The 19467-nt window shown below is 66.3% G+C and carries 17 protein-coding genes; 6 read left to right on the forward strand and 11 right to left on the reverse strand.

All coding sequences use genetic code 11. The features are described 5' to 3' along the window. Positions 1-340 precede the first annotated feature (340 nt). The gene (locus AC1MCD_RS18110; RefSeq protein WP_498673934.1) at positions 341-1630 is read right to left on the reverse strand and encodes an MFS transporter; all 1290 of its coding nucleotides are present in this window, start codon (positions 1628-1630) and stop codon (positions 341-343) included. Between the two features lie 112 nt (positions 1631-1742). On the opposite strand from AC1MCD_RS18110, the gene trmB reads away from it, so the two are divergent. Further along, a complete protein-coding gene (gene trmB, locus AC1MCD_RS18115) occupies positions 1743-2666 on the forward strand; it encodes a tRNA (guanosine(46)-N7)-methyltransferase TrmB (protein WP_498673936.1) in 924 nt (307 codons plus the stop codon). A gap of 70 nt (positions 2667-2736) precedes the next feature. On the opposite strand, the gene AC1MCD_RS18120 is transcribed toward trmB, so the two are convergent. Continuing rightward, a complete protein-coding gene (locus AC1MCD_RS18120) occupies positions 2737-3183 on the reverse strand; it encodes a hypothetical protein (protein WP_498673937.1) in 447 nt (148 codons plus the stop codon). A 43-nt stretch (positions 3184-3226) separates the two neighbouring features. Next, entirely contained in the window at positions 3227-4810 is a 1584-nt protein-coding gene (locus tag AC1MCD_RS18125; protein ID WP_498673940.1) for a hypothetical protein, read from the reverse strand. A 165-nt stretch (positions 4811-4975) separates the two neighbouring features. Between AC1MCD_RS18125 and AC1MCD_RS18130 the strand changes: the two genes are divergently transcribed. Beyond that, positions 4976-5842 carry a DUF1206 domain-containing protein gene (locus tag AC1MCD_RS18130; RefSeq protein WP_498678412.1) on the forward strand — a complete coding sequence of 289 codons (867 nt, stop codon included), beginning with the start codon at positions 4976-4978 and terminating at the stop codon, positions 5840-5842. 18 nt (positions 5843-5860) lie between these two features. Here the strand turns inward: AC1MCD_RS18130 and AC1MCD_RS18135 are convergent, their stop codons facing one another. Both AC1MCD_RS18135 and AC1MCD_RS18140 read right to left on the reverse strand, forming a co-directional pair. Beyond that, positions 5861-6526, reverse strand: a complete 666-nt coding sequence (locus AC1MCD_RS18135) for an anti-sigma factor (protein WP_498673941.1) — start codon at positions 6524-6526, stop codon at positions 5861-5863. Further along, positions 6523-7023, reverse strand: a complete 501-nt coding sequence (locus AC1MCD_RS18140; RefSeq protein ID WP_498673943.1) for a sigma-70 family RNA polymerase sigma factor — start codon at positions 7021-7023, stop codon at positions 6523-6525. Before AC1MCD_RS18140 ends, AC1MCD_RS18135 begins: the two co-directional genes overlap by 4 nt. A gap of 252 nt (positions 7024-7275) precedes the next feature. Between AC1MCD_RS18140 and AC1MCD_RS18145 the strand changes: the two genes are divergently transcribed. Beyond that, positions 7276-7809 carry a COG4315 family predicted lipoprotein gene (locus tag AC1MCD_RS18145; protein WP_498673945.1) on the forward strand — a complete coding sequence of 178 codons (534 nt, stop codon included), beginning with the start codon at positions 7276-7278 and terminating at the stop codon, positions 7807-7809. A 21-nt stretch (positions 7810-7830) separates the two neighbouring features. Here the strand turns inward: AC1MCD_RS18145 and AC1MCD_RS18150 are convergent, their stop codons facing one another. The 3 genes from AC1MCD_RS18150 to AC1MCD_RS18160 form a co-directional block, all read right to left on the reverse strand. Next, positions 7831-8613, reverse strand: coding sequence for a hypothetical protein (locus AC1MCD_RS18150; RefSeq protein WP_498673946.1), 783 nt, complete (start codon positions 8611-8613; stop codon positions 7831-7833). Further along, on the reverse strand, positions 8606-9169 hold the full coding sequence (locus AC1MCD_RS18155; RefSeq protein ID WP_498673948.1) for an RNA polymerase sigma factor: 564 nt from the start codon (positions 9167-9169) through the stop codon (positions 8606-8608). Before AC1MCD_RS18155 ends, AC1MCD_RS18150 begins: the two co-directional genes overlap by 8 nt. Before the next feature lie 103 nt (positions 9170-9272). After that, positions 9273-9965 carry a protein tyrosine phosphatase gene (locus AC1MCD_RS18160; RefSeq protein WP_498673950.1) on the reverse strand — a complete coding sequence of 231 codons (693 nt, stop codon included), beginning with the start codon at positions 9963-9965 and terminating at the stop codon, positions 9273-9275. A gap of 124 nt (positions 9966-10089) precedes the next feature. On the opposite strand from AC1MCD_RS18160, the gene AC1MCD_RS18165 reads away from it, so the two are divergent. Further along, positions 10090-10530, forward strand: coding sequence for a DUF5655 domain-containing protein (locus AC1MCD_RS18165; RefSeq protein ID WP_498673952.1), 441 nt, complete (start codon positions 10090-10092; stop codon positions 10528-10530). A gap of 6 nt (positions 10531-10536) precedes the next feature. Here AC1MCD_RS18165 and AC1MCD_RS18170 read toward each other — a convergent pair whose 3' ends face one another. After that, positions 10537-11388, reverse strand: coding sequence for a DMP19 family protein (locus AC1MCD_RS18170; RefSeq protein ID WP_498673953.1), 852 nt, complete (start codon positions 11386-11388; stop codon positions 10537-10539). A gap of 194 nt (positions 11389-11582) precedes the next feature. On the opposite strand from AC1MCD_RS18170, the gene AC1MCD_RS18175 reads away from it, so the two are divergent. Beyond that, a complete protein-coding gene (locus AC1MCD_RS18175; RefSeq protein ID WP_498673955.1) occupies positions 11583-15026 on the forward strand; it encodes a DEAD/DEAH box helicase in 3444 nt (1147 codons plus the stop codon). Here the strand turns inward: AC1MCD_RS18175 and AC1MCD_RS18180 are convergent. Then, complete coding sequence (locus AC1MCD_RS18180) at positions 15023-15787, reverse strand: HNH endonuclease family protein (protein ID WP_498673956.1); 765 nt, start codon at positions 15785-15787, stop codon at positions 15023-15025. The two genes, AC1MCD_RS18175 and AC1MCD_RS18180, sit on opposite strands and share 4 nt — an antisense overlap. 387 nt (positions 15788-16174) lie before the next feature. Between AC1MCD_RS18180 and AC1MCD_RS18185 the strand changes: the two genes are divergently transcribed. After that, complete coding sequence (locus AC1MCD_RS18185) at positions 16175-17956, forward strand: HNH endonuclease signature motif containing protein (RefSeq protein ID WP_498678415.1); 1782 nt, start codon at positions 16175-16177, stop codon at positions 17954-17956. 120 nt (positions 17957-18076) lie between these two features. Here the strand turns inward: AC1MCD_RS18185 and AC1MCD_RS18190 are convergent, their stop codons facing one another. After that, positions 18077-19366: an ammonium transporter gene (locus AC1MCD_RS18190; RefSeq protein ID WP_498673958.1), complete on the reverse strand. Its 1290-nt coding sequence runs from the start codon at positions 19364-19366 to the stop codon at positions 18077-18079. Between the last annotated feature and the right edge of the window lie 101 nt (positions 19367-19467).

The following is a 19467-nucleotide window of genomic DNA, read 5'->3' on the forward strand; positions in this document are numbered from 1 at the left end:
CCGGGAGATCTGAGAGTGGGTGCGATGCAAATCGTGAGCAAACCTGAAAGGTGATTCACGTTACGGCAAATCTAGGGCGCGGCTCAGGTCGTGTCAATGGATTTCCAGCGCAACATTGCAACGTTCCGGCAACGGCCCTCTGCGCGTGAGGCCAGCTAACGCCATTAACCCCCGACGCTCTCTCACTTAATGTGGGTTTTTCCTGTACGCTCGCTCACTTTCTTTGGGAAAGTGAGAGAGCGTCGGCCGAAAACCTGCATTAACTGAGAGAGCGTCCGAGGCCGTGGGGGGTTGGGAGTCGCGGGGGTTTGGGGCTGCCGGAAGGCAGATGGGCGGCGGGTCAGTCGCCGATGTAGCGGTTCCGGCCGGCACGGTAGCCGAACACCGCAGCCAGCGAGCCCACCACCAGGAACAGCAGCCCGGCGGCCGTGAAGGACCCGGTGGACTGGTGCAGCTGGCCCACCAGCAGCGTGCCCGTGGAACCCAGCCCATAGCCCACGCCCTGCATCATCCCGGACAGGTGCGCGGCGGTGTGCCCGTCGCGGGTCCGCAGCATGATCATGGTCAGGGCCACCGCTGTGAGGCTTCCCTGCCCGAGTCCGAGCAGCCCGGTCCACACCCAGATGAGCTCCAAAGGCCCGAAGATGCTCAGTGCGAAGCCGCCTCCGGTCATGAGTGCAACCACCACGCTGATGGCCCGCTGGTCCTTGAACCGCGCGGCCAGGGCAGGGGCGAACAGCGACCCCAGCATCTGCAGCACAATCGACGCGGAAACCATCAGCCCGGCGGTGCCGCCATCAACCCCGCGTTCACGCAGAATCGGCGCCAACCAGGCAAACACACTGAAGGACATCATGGCCTGCAGCACCATAAAGATGGTCACCTGCCAGGCAACCGCAGAGCGCCACACGTTGACGCCGTCGGACGCGGCCTGGTGCCGGACGGGGTGCTGCCGGCGCGCCACCGGAAGGAAGAGCAAAAGGACGACGGCGGCAGGCGCCGCCCAGAACCAGAGTCCCGCCGTCCACTCCCCCGTCGCCGTGAAGACCGGGTAGGTAAAGCCGGCGCCGAGGGCCGCCGAGGCGCAGATTGCGGTGGTGTACAGCCCGCCCATGAGGCCCAGCCGGTGCGGGAAATCGCGTTTCACCAGCCCGGGGAGGAGCACATTGCAGAGGGCGATGGCCGCACCACAGGCGGCCGTCCCCACCAGCAGCGCGGGGAGATGGCCGGCGCCCGGAACGAGGCCGCCGAGGTCCGCGGGCCGGAGCAGCAGCCCGGCCGTGAGCACTGCCATGGCGCCGAGCAACACCCGCTCAGCTCCGAACCTGCGCGCCAGCACGGGGGCCAGCGGCGCGAACACGCCCAGGAGGGTGACCGGCACGGTGGTGAGCACCACCACCGCCCAGCCCGGGAGGCCGGCGTCGGACGTGATCTCCGGAAGCACCGCCGCGAAACTGGAGAAGACCGTGCGGAGGTTCAGGCCAATGAGCACCAGGCAGAGGCCCAGGTAGGCCAGGGCGCGGCGGCTGCGGGGTCCATCCGGGAGCTCTGTGGGGGACGCCGGGGGAACATCGTCGATCTCGGCGTCGACGAGCAGTCCGGTTACGTCAACGTTGTCAGCACGGGTCACGGCACCCATTGTGCCATTTCCGTTGGCGCGCCCCGGCGGGCGGAAGGCCCCTGCAGGCGGAGGGCCGCCCTCCCCAGACAGGCGGCCGCGCGGCACGGGTATTCTGGAAGGGATGAGCGAATCCCCAGAATCCCCCCAGCCTCCGCATGTCCCGCGGCCGGTGACGCCCGGAACGCAGGCGTCTTTTGGCACGTACGGCGGCAGGCCCGTCAGCTTCGTGCGCCGCGGAACCCGCCTCCAGGGCCGGCGCCAGACTGCGTGGGAAGAGCACTCCGACCGCTGGGCTGTGGATGTGCCGCGGCACGTTGCGAACACGTCGGTCCACCCGGACTACACGTTCGACGCCGAGGCTGAGTTCGGCCGGAAGGCGCCGCTGGTGGTGGAGATCGGGTCCGGGCTGGGAGACGCCATCTGCCACGCCGCCGAGCAGAACCCGGGCGCGGATTTCCTGGCGGTGGAGGTCTACACGCCGGGCCTGGCCAACACCATCATCAAGATCAACAGCCGCGGGCTAAGCAACGTCCGGGTAGTGGAAGCCAACGCGCCCGAGGTGCTGGCCACCATGCTGCCCGCAGGCTCGGTCAGCGAACTCTGGGTGTTCTTTCCCGACCCCTGGCACAAGTCACGGCACCACAAACGGCGCCTCATCCAGCCGGAGTTCGCCGAACTCGCCGCACGCGCGCTCGCAAAGGGCGGCCTGTGGCGGATTGCCACCGACTGGTCCAACTACGCCGTCCATGTCCGCGACGTCCTGGCGGACTCCCCGGACTTCGAAAACCTGCATACCGGCGAGCGCCACGGGCCCGAAAGCCCCCTCACCCAGGTGTGGCAATCCGGCGTCGAATCCCTGGTGGGCGGCGCGCCCGTCCGCGAGGGCAGGGCGCCAGTCAGCACGGAGCAGACCGGCCCTAACGAGGGCGTGGATGAAACCGGAGGCTGGGCGCCGCGCTTCGAGGGCCGGATCCGGACCAGCTTCGAAGCCAAAGCCCATGAGGCCGGCCGGCTGATTTTCGACCTCTGCTACCGCCGGCGCTGAGCCTCTGAATGTAAGTAGCGCCAACTGCCGTTTTGAGAGCCCAGAACGACAGTTAGCGCTACCCAGTTGGTCAGGCCACGCTGATGGACGAAACAATCTCCTTCAGCATGTCCACCCGTGGTTCAATCTCCGGGTTCACGTAGGGCCAGATCACCACAACGCCGATGAACCGGTTGTTTTCCCAGACGCCGACGGTGGCTGCCACCCGTGCCGTGCCCGAAGGGTCGGTGTAGCCGACCAGGACCGCATATGCCGCCTTGCCGGGCAGGTTGAGTTCGCCTTCGGTGAGGCGGGTCCCTGCGCGTTCTTCAAGGTAGAACTCCGACATCAGGTGAGCCCAGCCGTTGGCCTGCGGGGCGTCCGTGACGGAGGTGTCATCCTTGATAACGGTTACCAGAACGCCGCCCAGCAGGCCGTACTGCTCAGAGTTTGGCCCAGCTGCGGAATCATCCAGCACTTGGGTGTGCTCGGGGAAGTCTGCCGTAAACCCTAAGGGGGATTCGATGTGCACTGTCATGGTTGCTCCTCAGCGGTAAGTCTTGGATTCAGGCACGGGGACGTCAGAGCCGCTCAAGCTTCGAGTCGTTCGGGACCTTATGGTACGTGGAGACGTTGGTGGATACCTGACTTTCGGTCTGGACCTTGACCTCGCCGGCCTTCAGGTCGATTCCTGCCTCGTTGCTCGCGGTCACCACGTTGTTCACCTGGATGGTGGCTGACCCTGCCTCGTAGAGCCTGGCCGCGTCACGGGCGGCGCCGGCATCGTTCCCCAAAGCAACGTTCCGCAGGTAGCTGTCGATCACAGTCTTGTTTTCCGGCGAGTAGTCAACGTCGATTTTGACGGTCCCCTGGGTCCCGACGCTGACGGAAGACTCAACCTTGACCGCTTCCACGTCGGTGCCCGCGCTGGCCCCCTGCGCCACCGTGCCGTCCATGGACACTGACACGGACTCAATGTTGTTGTTCTTGTCCATGTTCACGTTGAGTCCGCCCTTGCCGGATGCCTCGAAGGTGCGGCCGTCCAGGTCCAGCTTGCCCTGCGCTGAGACCTCGCCGCTTGCGGTTGAGGTTCCGTCAGTGAGATTGCGCTCATAGGCCAGGTCCAGTTTGGCAGAGCCGGATGCGACACCGGACTCGCCCTTTGCCTCGAGAGAGAGGGTCCCCTTGGCCTTATCCGTCTGGCCCGTGGAGCCGTTGTCATCGGCGGCCTCGTTAATAGTGTCCAGGATGTAGCCCGGCGGATTGCCGGCCACGTCCTTGATATCGCCCACGCTGTCCGGCGGAAGGTCGCTGTACATCTGCTCGCGGGCGGCTTTGGCTTCCTCAATACTGTCGAAGGTGTACTCGCGGGAGACCTGCCCATTCAGGGTCACGCCTGCGGTCCCCGTGGTGTCGTTGGCGCCGATGCCCATGTTGCCGTAGACCTTCATGGTGGCCGAGCCGTCGGCGTTCTCCACTACTTCGGTGCCCACCTCGGCGCCGCCATGGACCCAGGCCACTCGCGCTTCGATGGACGCTTTGCCGGTCTCGGAGTAGACGGGAATGTCCGCCTTGGCCAGTTCCTGGAGATGCTCTCTCGCCTGGGCCTGGGCGGACTCGGGGATGCCGCCGTCCATCTTCATGAGGTCTTCGGCGAGCGGGCCGTCCTTGCCCTCGCCTTCGATCAGGTACTGCCGGTCTGCCTCCGACAGGCCCGCCCACCATTTGGCTTGCTCTTCCGGGCTGGCCTTGAGCATGTCGTCCAGGCCCCGCTCGAGTTCCTGGCGGTGCGCCTGCGCCTCGGCAACTTTCTGCATCTGTTCTTCAAGCCATGTCTGGGCTCGGCCGCCCAAACCTTTGAGCGTGTCCAGGAAGTTTCCGCCGCCACTCCCGCCACCGGAGGCATCGGATGCCTTTTCCTGCTCGTTCGCGTGCTGCAGGAGCAGCTTGGAGTTGTGGCGCAGGCTGGACGCCACGCGCTCCAGGGTGGGGCGGTGGCTTCCGGCCCAGTCCTGCCGGAACCGCTCGCCGTCGAGGCCTTTCCATGGCGCGGACTGGATCTGGCCCTGCAGGGAGCTGGCCCGGCTGCTGAGCAGTGTGGCCGCCTTGTCAACGGCCTTCGCCAGATCGCGCAGTTGGCTGACGTCCGCGCCGTAAAAAGTCATGGTGTCTCCCCCGAGAGTGATACGAGTGGGTTTATCGCTGAACATATGGTCGCACGGCCGCCATGGCCCCGCGATGGGGATCACTCCCCATCGGTGCGGCGGGAGGGCGGGACTGTTGGAGGCAGTCTTGGCGTGGCACGATGGGGATTGTGTGGGGGGCACACAATTTGCGCCTCCCCGGCGCCGGCAAAAGGAACCGTCATTAAAAGAGAATTAAGGCAGGCCGCAGACGCGGCGGAGGACGTCACCAACTCACACGCTTTGGAGTTGCTGGCACGGGCGGGGTTCGCGGCAAGCGGCGTCCTGCACTTTCTGATCGGGGCTATCGCCATCCGCCTCGCCATGGGCGGCACGGGGAATGCAGACTTCAGCGGGGCTGTGTCCGAACTCGCCAGCCAGCCCGCCGGCCCGTTCCTGCTATGGGCAAGCTTTGCCGCTTGCGCCGCACTGGCGATTTGGCAGACCAGCGATGCGATCTTCGATTACAACAGGCTTCCTGCCAAGAAAAAGGCCGCCGCGAAAGCCAAGGCAGCAGCCCAGGCCGTGGTCTTCGCCGGGTTTGCCCTGACGCTCGCTGCCTTCGCCATGGGCACAGGCACCGGGAACGACAACCGGCAAAAGGCGAGCGACCTCACGCTTACCGTGATGAAGGCCCCCGGCGGCGTGGCCCTATTGGTCCTCGTGGGCGCGGGCATCGCCATCACCGGCGCGGTTTACGCCATCCGGGGAATCAGGAAATCCTTCGAAAAACACCTGGCCATGCCCACGTCCCCGCCAGCCCGGACAGCCGTCACGGTCCTGGGCGTCACCGGCTACGTTGCCAAGGGTGCCGTGCTGCTGTTGACCGGGCTGCTGATCGCGATCGCTGCCCTGAGCGCCCATCCGGAGGAATCCACGGGCCTCGACGGCGGCCTCAAAGCGCTCCGCGACCAGCCCTTCGGTGTGTATCTTCTGGCCGCTGTGGGTGCCGGCCTGATCTGTTACGGCCTGTACATGGTGGTTCGGGCCCGCTTGGCCAAGATGTCCAAGTGAGCCAAGCATCCAGGTGAGCTAGGGGACGGTGATCACGGCGACCGTCTTCGCGTCGTCGTCCCGCAGCTCCACGGTGGCGATGCTGGCCAGCTGAACCGGGGTGGCTCCGGTGACTTTGATCCGGCCGCTCGGCGTCGCCGTCCAGGCACAGGCGCGGTCCTCGCCACCGGCGCGGTCCCGCACCCACAGCGAGTACGTTCCGCTCAACGGCATGCTGCTGCCGTTCACCGCCAGTTCCGTGCCCCAGTTTTTCCGGGCCAGGTCCACGCTGAAGCGCAGGCCGCTGTCGGCCTGGACCGAGTAGCTTGCGTCTGGCTGCGGCGGCCGGTTCAGCAGCGGTGCTGCTGCCACGCCCAATGCGAGGCACGCGGCGGCGACGGCGCCCACCAGCCCCACCCACCGCCGTCGTGATTTACGACGACGGGTGGCCAGTTCAACAAGGACCGCCCGGGGCACGGAGGTGGCCGGCTCTTCGTTGGCGGCGATGCGGGAATTTCCGGTCAGTGCCACCGCGTCCGGCACCGGAAGTGCGTCCAGGAGGGCCGGCATGCTTTCCAGTTCCGCGAGGTCCGCGCGGCAGTCGGCACAGGCCTGAAGGTGTTGCTCGAAGCGCTGCAAATCGGCGGAATCCAGTCCCCCAAGCACGTAGGCGCCCAGCAAGTGGTGCAGGTCAGCGGAGTTCACCGTTCCACCCCCATCTCATCCAGGATGGTCCGCAAAGCCCGGACCGCGTAGTACGCCCGCGACTTCACTGTTCCACTGGGAATGTTCAGTTGCACGGCGGCCTCATTGACTGTGAAGCGGCGGTAGTGGAGCGCCACCAGGACGTCCCGGTGTTCGCCGCTGAGCCGGAGCAGAGCCTCTTCCAAGAGCACCCGGTTGAGCAGTTCATCCACCCTCTCAACGGCTTCGGCGGGGTCGGCGACTTCGCGTTCCGTGACCTCTGCAGGCCGCCGCTGCGCTTTCCGATAGTTGTCGATCATGATGTTGCGCGCCGTCCGGAAGAGGTAGCTGCGAAGGCTCCCGGTGATGTCCGGAGCCTGCTGCCAGACGCGGAGCACCGTCTCCTGGATCACGTCCTCCGCAAGCTGCGGATCCCGTGAGGCACTGAGCACGAACCGGCGCAGGGCGGGGCCGTGCTCGCGGTAAATCGCGGCCACCACATCCTCGTCCAGCGGCATGCCCGCCCCCTCCTGTCATGGTGCTTCACTGCGGTCCCTGGTGCAGCCGTCCCTGATCCCCTGGTCCCGGCTAAGCGGACCTGGTTTCGGCAGATACGACGTCCGCCGCGGGTAAACGGTTCACTCATGGCTAGCCCACCTGGCCGGCGAAAATCAGGGGGACACGTCCTTGAACCATTCTTCACCTTGGGGCGTCGTACCGGTTAGCGTCCGGCGATCCGACGCCGGGCCACCAGCCGAGGGAGCAATTCCATGAAAAAGCATCTGGGCACCGGTCTTGCGGCCATGGCCCTCATGGCCGCGCTGGCAGGCTGCGGCGGCAGCCCGAGAACCACCACCACAACGGCGGCCCCCGGTGCGTCCGCCACAAGTCCCGCCGTCACGTCAGGGGCCCCGACAGCCACAACTGCAGCACCCGCCGTCGACCTCATGGCCGCGACCTCAAGCGCCGGCAAAATCGTGGTGGATGCGAAGGGTATGAGCCTCTACTTCTTCACCAAAGACACAAAGGACTCAGGCACGAGCGCCTGCACGGGAGGGTGCCTAACCTCGTGGCCGCCAGCCCTCACCACCGCTGCCACGCCGTCCGCTGAAGGGATCACGGGAACACTCGGCACCATTACGACGGCGGGTGGCGCAAAGCAGCTGACCTTGAACGGAATGCCGCTGTACTACTACGCGAAGGACAAGAAAGCGGGCGACATCGCAGGTCAGGGCGTTGGTGACGCCTGGTACCTGTCGGATCCGGCCGGCGGGATGCTCAAGACGGCGGCACCGGGCTACTGACTGTCCGGGTATTCCGTGTTGCTACGGCTGAGTGCCGGGCAGAGGGACTGGAGGGGTGGACGGCAGGGGCAGCGCTGGGGGCTGTCCCTGGCCGTTCGGCAGCCGGTCCCGCACGTCCGGGAGGTCCGGCGTCACGTTTTGCGGGACGGGCAGGTCCGGGAGGGGCGCGGCCGGAGCGTGCGACTGGTTGCCGGGCGACTCAGGCGGGGCCTTGCCGGAGTTGGATTCCGGAGCCGCAGGAGCCGGCTGCGTGGCGGGCTGCGTGACGGCCGGCGCGGCGGGCACAGAGGCCGGGGAGACCGGCCGGTCAGGCACCGGAACCGGCGTTTCCTGCGGGGCCGGAGCCGACCCTCCGCCCACGCTGGCCACGAAGGAGCTGACTGCCTGGTTCACGTGGCCGATGGAATCACGGACGCCCTGGTCGGAGGCCACCGCGACGGCGCCGCCGGCCGCCAGCGAGACGGCCACTGACAGCGTGGTGAGGGTGATCCGGCGCTTGGCGCGCCGGCGGGCGGCGAGCGCGTCGGGTGCCGTCTGAAGCGCCGGCGGAGTTGCCGCAGCAGTAGCCGGCCGGGTTTGCGTCGTGGCATCCGGCCCAAAGGCCGGAGCAGGGACTACTGCGAGCCGACGCGTGTGTGTGGGGACCATCAACGCGGCCACCGCGGCGGAGGCCTCGGGTTCGCCGGCGGCCAGGCCGCGGAGGTCCTGCAGGGCGGAACGGAGCACGGCGTCGTCGTCGAGCCCGGCGTCACGGAGCAGACCGTCGACGGTCTCGTCGCTGCTGGAACCTGCGATTTCACTCATGGTCTGCCTGGTTTCTTCTGAGGGTCTGGTCCTTGAGGTTTTGCAGCGCCCGGCGTTGGAGCTGCTTGATGGCACCCTGGGATTTGCCCATGATGCCGGCCACCTGTTCGATGGATAGGTCAGCCACGACCCTCAATGCCAGGACTTCCCGGTGGTCGTCGGCCAGGCCTTCGAGCATGCCCGCCGCCCCGCCGGTGTGCCCGAGGGCGTGGTCCTCTGCCGAGGCAGTGCTGCGCGCGTCCTGCAAGGGGTCGTAGGGGGTGAAGGCCGGCCTGCGTTCCACGCGCCGGTAGTGGTCCACCATCCGGGCGTGGGCGATGGAAAACACCAACGACTTGGCGCCCTGCAGGCCGCCGGTCAGCTCGCCGATTTTGGGGAAGAACGCCAGAAACACGTCCTGGGTGACGGCCTCGGGATCGTCGACGCCGCGGGCTTTCAGGTAGCCCAGCACTGCGCCGGAAAAGGTGCGGTAGACGACGCCGAAGAGCACGGCCGGATCAGCGCCGGCAGTGTCTGCAAATATGTCGATGTCTTCTTCGGCCAAAGTGTCTGGCACCAGTGGCTCCTCCGTCCCGGGCGGCTGCTTCATCCCCGGCGTTCTGGACTGCGGGCAACCCCTGACGGCCGTTTTCCCGCAGTCCAGCCTAGCCGAGAGGGTCCTAGCGGCCCGAAACGGCGGGAACGTCTACGTCATGGCCGGGAACGGCGGGCACCGCAGGCGCGGCAGGCACGGCAGGTAAAGCAGGAACGGCCGGAACAACGGACTCGCCGTTGGCGCCCGGTACTGCCGGAACCGCCGGAACTGCCTGCAGTTCGGGGCGCTCCGCCTGAACGGCCGCAGAGCTCTCCGCAGCAGCCTTGGCTTCAGCGGCAGCCGTGCCCTGGGCGACGACGTCGGTGCAGAAGGCCCCGACGTTGCCTTCGCCCTTGGCCGCGATGACCAGCGAGGAGAAGCCTTCGGAGGACGCGCTGAGTCCGCCGTTCGTGAAGGCGGTGCACAGGCCGATGGCTGCAGCGCCGGCGGCGTCAACGGCGGTACCGGCAGCGGCGGAGACGTTGGCCTCGGCTGCAAGCTTGTCTTCGGACACGGCGGCGTTGCCAGCCACGGCTGCGTCGCCGGTGACCGTTGCGTCTCCCGCGGCGTTGCCTGAAGCGTTCGCCAGGGCAGGTTCCGTAGCGTCAGCGGCCAGCTTCGGGGCCGGGGCGCCGAGCAGTTCGTGGGCGGTCTGCTGGGCGTCGGCCGGGAGGGCACCGGAAACAGCGGCTACGCCGGTTCCGCCGACGGCCAGGGTGCCTGCGGCGAGAACTCCGGCTGCGACTTTGCTGGTGGCGAGAACAGTGAACAACGACATAAGACACTCCAAAAACTAGAGAACATGTGAGATCCGGTTCCGTGGGGAACCCATCACGCCCTACATCGCCGGCCGGACCGGGAAAGTTACGGCCTTCGAAAATTTCTTTTCGGAACCCGTTCCAGTGCCCGGCCGTTGTGCCCGTCCGGCACGCCAGGACGTGGCCTACTGGGCGGATCTCGCCCGCACTGCAGGCATAAAGAACGACGGCGGCCTCCGTGCCTGGATGCGCGACGATCACGGCATCACAGGCCACGCCCAGTACGCCGTGTCCTGGGAGCTGTTCGGTTATCCGGACTTCATGCTGCGGGACGCGGACGAACTGATCAACGGGCAGAACGCCAAGCACCCGGAATTGCGGCCCATCGCGGATGCAGGAGCCGGTGGACGGGGAACTGCTGGAGATCCTCGCTGCGGCGCTGGACCAGAACACCTGACGCACCGGCCGCCGTCGAAATCGCCGGAACGCTGCCGGGCCGCCGGAACTTCCCGGCGGCCCCGCACACTTCCGGCGACCTCGCGCTCTTTCGGCGAACTGGGCGAACCCGCCGCCGGCGTCAGGTGAGGCGCGCTACGCCTCGATCATCTCGTCGTTGTCCGCTTCTTCGAACTCAACGGCGGCAATGATCTCCTGGTTCTCCGGGTTGATCATGAACGCCTCGTCCTCTTCCTCCACCATGAGGAAGTCGCCGTGGTCCGTGCTGAAGTGCCAGGCCAGCGTCTTCTCGCCGTTGTGGACGTAGTTGGGGTCACCCATGGTGATTTTCTCGAGTTCGTAGCCGGCCACATCGCACAGTTCGCGGATGATGATTTCAAAATCCGGGGCGTTGTCGAGAGCTTCCTCGTCTGCGCGGGCCTGGCGCTCTTCGAGGTCGGGCAGGAGCGCAACCTGGCGTTCGATGTAGGCGCTGAGCTCCTCGTCGTCCAGCACCAGCAGGCTTTCCTGGCCCAGGAGCCAGGCTGCGTTGAGGGCGGTGATGTTCTCGGTTTCGAAGAGTTCCTCGAACTCGCCGTCGAGTTCTTCCATGGTGCGGACGGCGTCGCTGGACTCTTCCTCGGCGTCCAGGTCGCCGTCGAGGTAGCGCTCCTCGTCCTCCTCGGACAGGGCATCAAACACCGAAACGGTCCGGTTGAAGAGCTCCAGGTGCGCCGTTGCGCCCATGCTCTCCAGTCCTTCGCGGATCAGCGGGTCCACCTCGTCGCGGTCCGCGGTGAACACGTACTGGGCGAAGCCGCCCTCCAGGGACTGGGTGACGTAGAAGTCCACGTAGTAGCTGCGGAGTGCAGCGGATGCGATCTCGCCGGAGTCGAGCAGGCTCCCGTACATGGCGTTCACCACGTGAACGTTGGCATCGACAACCTCCTCGCTCCCGGCTTCGATGCTGGCCTTGGTCAGGACGACAGGGTTCTGGCTCGTGGTCATGGGATTCCTCACTGCTGCTGAAAACCGGATGTTGCTCGGGACACTTTCACGCTACGTGGGGCCGGACAGCGGTGGGTTGAGGCGGAAGTGAACGTCAGGCGAAGTTTCAGGCCCCCGCCGGGCGAACTAAGATGAATCAGATAACCACCGATCGGACACGGCCCCGCCGTGGCCAGCTGAAAGTAGCGCGCACCATGCCATCCCAACCGGACGAGAGTGCGGCACTGGCAATACAGACTCCCGCCATCAACGACCGTTCCCTCGCGGCCGGTCTGGCGTATGCCATGGGCAGCCGCGTTTCCGGTATATCGTTCGACGCCGCCACCGGGCTCATGCTGGGCAAGGTCCGGGGAGGCGCGGACGTGCCTTACTCCACCACGGCCAAGCTGGTCCGGAAAACGGGCGGCTGGAGCTGCACCGTGGGCGTCTGCAGCTGCCCCGTCCGCAAGGACTGCAAGCACGTGGCGGCATTGCTGTTCGCCGCAGAGGACAACCCCGCCATCCGCGTCCAGCTCCTGGCGCCGGCCGAGGTCTCCCGGCTTTCCCGCCAGCCCGCCAGCCTGGATCTGGCCGACTGGGAACAGGCCCTCAGCCCGCTGATTTCGCAGCCCGGCATTACCCAGTCCAGCAACGGCATCCCGCTGGCCCTCCAGTTTGAGATCGAAGAACCGGCCCCGCACTTCTCCTACACAGGCCGCCGCGACCCGCTGCGCAGCGTTCGCCAGCTCAAAGCCCGGCCCGTGGTCATGGGCGCCAAGGGCAAATGGATCCGCGGTGACGTCTCCTGGAACACCCTCAGCTACCTGAACTTCCGGCGCGAATGCAACGAGGCGCACATCGAGTGGATGCAGACGTTCCTCGCCGCGCACACCGCCGCCGCCAACCGGGTCCACAACTCCTCCGCACTCTGGCTGGGCCTGAATACCTTCGCCGGGAAGAACATGTGGGGGCTGCTCGCCGACGCCAAAAAGATCGGCCTCGCCCTCGTCCACAGCCGCGGCACTGAGCCGGTGCGGCTCGCGGAGTCTCCCGCCGCCGTCGGGCTTAACCTGAGCCGCTACGGCACCGCAGTCAGCCCGGAAGCCACCGAGTCCGCTGCAAAAACGGCCGACGACGGCGGGCTGGAGCTCGCGCCCACCATCACCGTGGAGGGGGAAGACGTTGATCCGGCGACGGTTGGCACCATCGGCCGCCCCGCGCACGGCATTTTCCTCACCACCGGCGGCGAGGCGCTGCCCGGTGTCGCGGCAGACAACGTGATCACGCTGGCACCGCTCGAAAGTGGCCTCAGCGAGGAGCTGCTGACCTTCGTGACCGCCGGCAGCACCCTGCACATCCCCGCGAAGGATGAGACCCGCTTCCTCACCGGTTTCTACCCGAAGCTGAAGCAGTCCGCGCGGGTCACCGCAAAAGATGAGTCGGTGCAGTTGCCCGCATTGGCCGTCCCCACACTCTCGCTGCTGGCCAACTACGGCGCAGACCACCGCGTGCGGCTGCACTGGGAATGGCATTACAAGTCCGGGAACATGGTCACCGCCCAGCCGCTCTGGCGGCACCCTGGCGACCACGGCTACCGTGACGACACCGCCGAGGCCCGCATCCTGGAGGGCATTGGCCAGCCGTGGGACGTTGTCACCGCCTTGGGCGAATCGGCCACCGGCGGTTGGGGCACGCCGCGCCTATCGGCTTCGGCGGAACTGAGCGGCCTGGACACCCTCGCGTTCACCGAGGAAGTCCTGCCCCTGTTGCGTCAGGCGCCGGATGTTTCCGTGGACACCGCGGGCGATATCGCGGATTACCGCGAGGCCGAGGAAGCACCGGTGGTTTCCATCTCCACCAAGGCCACCGAGCAGCGCGACTGGTTCGACCTTGGCATCCAGATTTCACTCGAAGGCCAGCCTGTGTCCTTCGCTGCCGTGTTCTCCGCGCTGGCTGCCGGCCAGACCAAGATGCTCCTGCCCAGCGGCGCCTACTTCTCCCTGGACCTCCCGGAACTGCACCAGCTGCGGGCCCTGATCGAGGAAGCCCGCTCGCTGCAGGACAACAAGGACGCGCCGCTGCAGATCAGCCGTTTCCAAGCCGGGCTCTGGGACGAACTCGCGCAGCTGGGCATCGTGGACGAGCAGGCTTCCGCCTGGCGCACCGCGGTGGGCGGCTTGCTCGAAGGCGGCATCGACGGGCTGCCGCTGCCCGCCTCGTTGAACGCCGAACTGCGGCCCTACCAGCTTGAGGGTTTCAACTGGCTCAGCTTCCTTTACAAGCACAGCCTCGGCGGGGTCCTTGCCGACGACATGGGCCTTGGCAAAACCGTGCAGGCCCTCGCGCTGATGTGCGCGGCGAAGGAGCAGGCTGCTGCTGCTGCCTCTGACGTTGCTGAAGTAGCAGCGTACGACGGCGGGACTCCCTTTTTGGTGGTGGCCCCCACCAGCGTGGTGGGCAACTGGGCGGCCGAAGCCGCGCGGTTCGCGCCGGGCCTGATCGTCCGGACCGTCAGCGAAACCTTTGCCAAAAACGGTCAGGATGCCGCCGTGGAACTGGGCGGGGCGGACATCGTTATTACCTCCTACGCGCTGTTCAGGATCGACTACGATTCCTATGCCTCCAAAACCTGGGCGGGCTTGGTTTTGGATGAGGCGCAGTTCGTGAAGAACCACCAGTCCAAGGCGTATCAGTGCGCCAGGAAGCTGCCCGCGCCGTTCAAGCTGGCCATCACGGGCACGCCGCTGGAGAACAACCTCATGGAGTTTTGGGCGCTGACGTCCATCGTGGCGCCGGGCCTGTTTTCGAGCCCCAAGCGGTTTGCCGAGTATTACCAAAAGCCGGTGGAAAAGAACGGCGACAAGGGGCAGCTGGAGAAGCTCCGCCGTCGGGTCCGTCCGCTCATGATGCGCCGCACCAAGGACCAAGTCATCAAGGACCTGCCGCCCAAGCAGGAACAGATCCTGGAAGTGGTGCTGAACCCGCGCCACCAGAAGGTCTACCAGACGCACCTGCAGCGCGAACGGCAGAAAATCCTCGGCCTGATCGAGGACGTCAACAAGAACCGCTTCACGATCTTCCAGTCGCTCACGCTGCTGCGGCAGCTTAGTTTGGACGCGTCCTTGGTGGATCCGTCGCTCTCCGCTGTCCGGTCCTCGAAACTGGACGTGCTCTTCGAGCAGCTTGAGGACCTTGTGGCCGAGGGCCACCGGGCGCTGATCTTCAGCCAGTTCACCGGCTTCCTGGGCAAGGTCCGCGAACGCCTTGTGGAGGAGAAGATCGAGTTCTGCTACCTCGACGGCGGCACCCGGAACCGTACCGACGTCGTCAATGAATTCAAGAACGGCAGCGCCCCGGTGTTCCTGATTTCGCTCAAGGCCGGCGGCTTTGGCTTGAACCTGACCGAGGCCGATTACGTCTTCCTGCTGGATCCCTGGTGGAACCCCGCGTCCGAGGCCCAGGCCGTGGACCGGACCCACCGGATCGGACAGGCCCGGAATGTGATGGTGTACCGGCTGGTGGCCAAGGACACCATCGAGGAAAAGGTCATGGCCCTGAAGGCCCGGAAGTCGCAGTTGTTTGCGGACGTCATGGAAGGCGATGCCCTCTCCGGCGTCGCGATCACGGCCGAGGACCTCGCGGGGCTGTTCAAGGACTAAGCGCAGGCAGCCAGAATCCCGGCGATCGCGTCATGCTCGGCCTGGGTGGCCCACAGCTGGTACTTGGCCTTGACGGCTGTCTGACGGGCAACATACTCGCAGCGGAATGCTTTGTTTGGTGGGAGCCAGGTGGCCGCGTCCTTGTCGCCCTTGGCTCCGTTGGTGGGGCCGTCTGCAGCCATGAGGTTCAGGGGATCGTTAGCCAACTCCTTGCGCTGATCGGCGCTGAGCTGCTGGGCCCCCTTCTGCCAAGCGTCGCTCAGGGCGACAAGGTGGTCGATCTGGACGGCGGTGCTGGTGCTGTTGCCGCGGACAAAGTTGATGGTGGTGCCGGTGTACTTATCGGCCAGCACTCCGGTGGCGACCACGCAGTTCTGCGTCCCGGGCTTAAACGTCTCCCCTTCGAGGTCCCTGGCGAGAATGTCATTCCGGGTGTCACAGCCGTTTCTGTCGACGTCGGCCCAGGCGGGGCCGAATTCCTCGCGGGTGTAGCCGGTCTTGGGAGCGCGCCCCTTCACCGGGATGGTCTCCAGCTGGGTGATGGCCGTAGCCACGTCGGCGGGGCTTAGCGATGATCCGGCGGCATTGCCCGACGGTGCCCCGCTGACCCCTTCGGCCATCTTTGTTGCTGCCTGCCCTGCGGCTTGTCCGGCCGCCTGGGCTGCGGCGTCACAACCGGCGAGGGCGCCTGCGAGAAGCAGGCTGGTGAACAGTGCGAGAACCTTGGTGGCGATGGAGCGACTGATCTTTATGTCCTTCAAGAGTGCGGCGGAGGCCGGCGTGCGGCGGAGGTGAACAGGCTACTAGCGCCCGCCGTTCTGAGCTGCCAGGCCTGGCTGTGGAGTCCATCACGCAATCGGTCCGGCTGCGCGGCAGACGACAGCGACGGCGACGACCATGACCACGACCACGACCACGACCACGACGGTGCGGGAACTCCGCTGCTGAAATACCTAAAAATTCTTTTTCGGGTGGCCCCGCTGACCACCTTAAATGTCGTACCCCCTCGACATGATGGAGGCATGGAAAGCACAGCAGCGGACGATCGGCCAGGGACGGTGTCAGCAAACGAGCGCTCAGCAGGCGCGGCGTGGGCGGACGTCGGCCCAGCAGCAGCCGTGCCAGTCGATGCGGCGTCGGCGGACGCGATGTCGGCTAACATGGCGTCTGCGGATGCGGCGTTTGAGGCCGTCGTGGCTGGTGTTGCCGAGCTGACCGAACTCCGCCGTCGCCAGCGTGAGGACCCCGCCGGGCCGGATCCGCTGCGCCAGGGTGTGGACGGCTCCCTGGACCGCCTGGCCGTCATCTCCCGGATCGAAGCAAGCACCGCCGCTTTGAAAGTTTTCACCACCACGGAATTCCGGGACGGAACCACGGCGCTCACGCCACCGGCGCTATCCCCGCAGGAGAACACCGCCCACGAAATGGCCGCGATCGCCGAGGTCGCCTGCGTCCTGACCGTCAGCGAACCGAACGCCGCCTCGCTTCTGTCCACCTCCCACCGGCTCACCACCACACTGCCCTTGACCCTGGCCGCCCTGCAGGCCGGAACCATGTCGTGGCAGCACGCCCGGATCATGGTGGACGAAACCCTCAACCTCGATCACGCGGGCACGGCAGCCCTGGAAGCCCACTTCCTGGACCCCGCCGCACCCAACCCCGCCCGGGGACCGGCCGGTGAGCTGACCCCTGGCCGGTTCCGCGCCAAAGCCCGCACCTGGCGCGAACGCCACCACCCCGAAAGCATCGAAAAACGCCACACCCGCTCCGCCGCCGACCGTCGCCTCGAGTACACCCCTGACCGCGACGGGATGGCCTGGCTTTCGGCCTACCTCCCCGCCGATCAGGCCGCCGGGATCTGGGACCGCGCCACCACCGCCGCCCGTGCCCTCCAAGGCCCCACCGAAACCAGAACCCTAACCCAACTCCGCGTGGACACCGTCGCGGACTGGCTCCTCGGTGGCAACGCTCAGTCGGCCCCATCCCCGAAAGCCCAGGTCCTGGTCACCGTGCCCGTGTTCGCGCTCATGGGCCTGACCGAGGAGCCGGCCATGCTGGACGGGTACGGGCCGATCCCGGCGTCGATGGCCCGGGCCCTCGTGGCGAACGGCGCCGATTCGTTCCACCGCGTCCTGGTCGACCCCAGAGACGGGGCGCCGCTGGAGATCGGCCGCACCAGCTACCGGCTCACCAAAGCCATGCGTCAATGGCTACGGCTGCGGGACGGCAAGTGTCCCTTCCCCGGCTGCAGCAACAGCTCCCTGGACAACGAAGCAGACCACCTCCTCGCCTGGGCCCAGGGCGGAGCCACTGGGATCAGCAACCTCGGCCAGCCTTGCCCCAAACACCACCGGCTCAAACACACCACAGCCTGGAAACCCACCGCGGCGAGTTTCACCGAACCACCCGGCTGGATCTCCCCCCCCGGCCGCCACTACACCAGCGAACACCCCGGCTGGGAACCACCCGTCTGGCCGCAGCAACTGGAAGACCCCGGGTTTGACGCCGTCCTTCACGCTGATCCGGGTTTCTCCGACAACCTTCCGGACTATCCTCCGCCTTCGGACACCCTCCAGCCTGGCTACCCTGTACCCTCCAATACCAGTCCGGGCTATCCCCTGACCTGCGACGCCCTGCCTACGGGCTACCCTGTGTCCGGCATGGGCCTGCGCGAGGACAGGCATGTTCCTGCGGATCCTTCCTATCGCCGGGCTGCGCCAGATAGTCCGCTGTTTGAGGATCTCCCCGAAGATCCCTTCCCGGAACTTGATCTGGTGAGCTTTCCGCTGCCCGGAGATGATCTTCCGGACTATGTGCTGTTCCCGGACGACTCACTGCCAGGACAGCCTCTGCCACAGGATCCATTTGCCAGCTGGTCGGCTGAGGCCTGGGCCGCACTCACGACCGTGGGCCGAACCGCGGAACTATAAGCCAGCGGGCGCTGGCACCGGTCCGCAGTTCGGCCCCGGGGCCGAACTCGTGATCTATTGAGATATTCAGGCGGTCAGGGTTTGACCTGTAGGGGGTGACTTATGTCGGGCCCGCTGCTATTAGGCCCGCTGGGGCGAACCCAGCTGCACCGGGTCTTCGTCCGTCAGGTAGGCCAGCTCCGAGTGCGCAGCGAGGTCGATGCCCCGGAGCTCGTCTTCCGGCTTGATGCGCAGGCCGACCACACGGTCCAGGATCTTCGCCAGGATCCAGGTCACTCCGAAGGAGTAGGCCAGAACGGACACGGTGGCGAGCGCCTGAATCCCAAGTTGCTCGAAGCCGCCGCCGTAGAAGAGGCCGCTCACTCCGTTCGGAGCCTTGTCGGTCGCGAAGAGCCCGATCAGGAGCGTGCCGATGATGCCGCCCACCAAGTGGACGCCAACAACGTCGAGTGAGTCGTCGTAGCCCAGCCGGAACTTCCATTCGATGGCGAGCGAGCAGACTGCGCCAGCGATGGCACCGATGGCCAGTGCGCCCAGCGGGCTGACGGCACCACAGGCCGGAGTGATGGCAACCAGCGCGGAGATCAGGCCGGATGCCGCGCCCATGCTGGTGGCTGCCCCGTGGCGGAGCCGCTCAACCAGCGCCCAGGCGAGGAGCCCGGCGGAAGCCGCCACTGCCGTGTTCAGGAAGACCACCGACGCCGACTGGCCGGCTGAGAGGGCGGAGCCGGCGTTGAAGCCGAACCAGCCAATCCACAGCAGCCCGGCGCCAATGAGCACCAATGGCCTGCTGTGAGGTTTGGTGTGCTCCATTTTCGGCCAGCCGGAACTCTTGCCCAGAACCAGCGCCAGCGCCAGTGCGGCCGCGCCGGCGTTCATGTGCACCGCGGTGCCGCCGGCAAAGTCGATAGCCTTGATGCCGTTGGCAATCCAGCCTCCGGTCACGGTTCCGTCGGCAGACGAGAAGGCGAACACCCAGTGCGCGATGGGGAAGTAGACGATGGTGGCCCAGATGCCAGCGAACAGCATCCATGCACCAAACTTCATGCGTCCGGCCGCCGCTCCCGCTACCAGCGCCGTGGTGACACAGGCAAAGAACAGCTGGAACGCGGCGAACAGGATCACAGGGATGGCTGCCGAGTCGTCCTTGGCCAGCAACTGTCCCATGCCCGGGAATTCGGTGATGTCACCGATCAGTCCCAGGCCCCCGACGGAGTTGCCGAAGGCCATGGAGTAGCCGAATAGCGCCCAGAGCACCGCCACCAGGCTCGCGCCGCCGAAACACATCATCATCATGTTGAGAATGCGACGAGACCCCACCATGCCCCCGTAAAACAGGGCGAGGGCGGGGATCATCATGCAGACCAGCGCCGAGCTGGCCAGAATCCAAGCGACATTTCCCGAATCCATGGGAAACCCCTTTCGTGATGCGAAGAGAAAACGGAAATTGCCCGCCGAGGCCGCGTCGGAGAGGTACGCGGAGTCAGTACCACGTTCATTGGAAGGCAGCT

Source organism: Arthrobacter sp. BF1 (assembly GCF_056680215.1).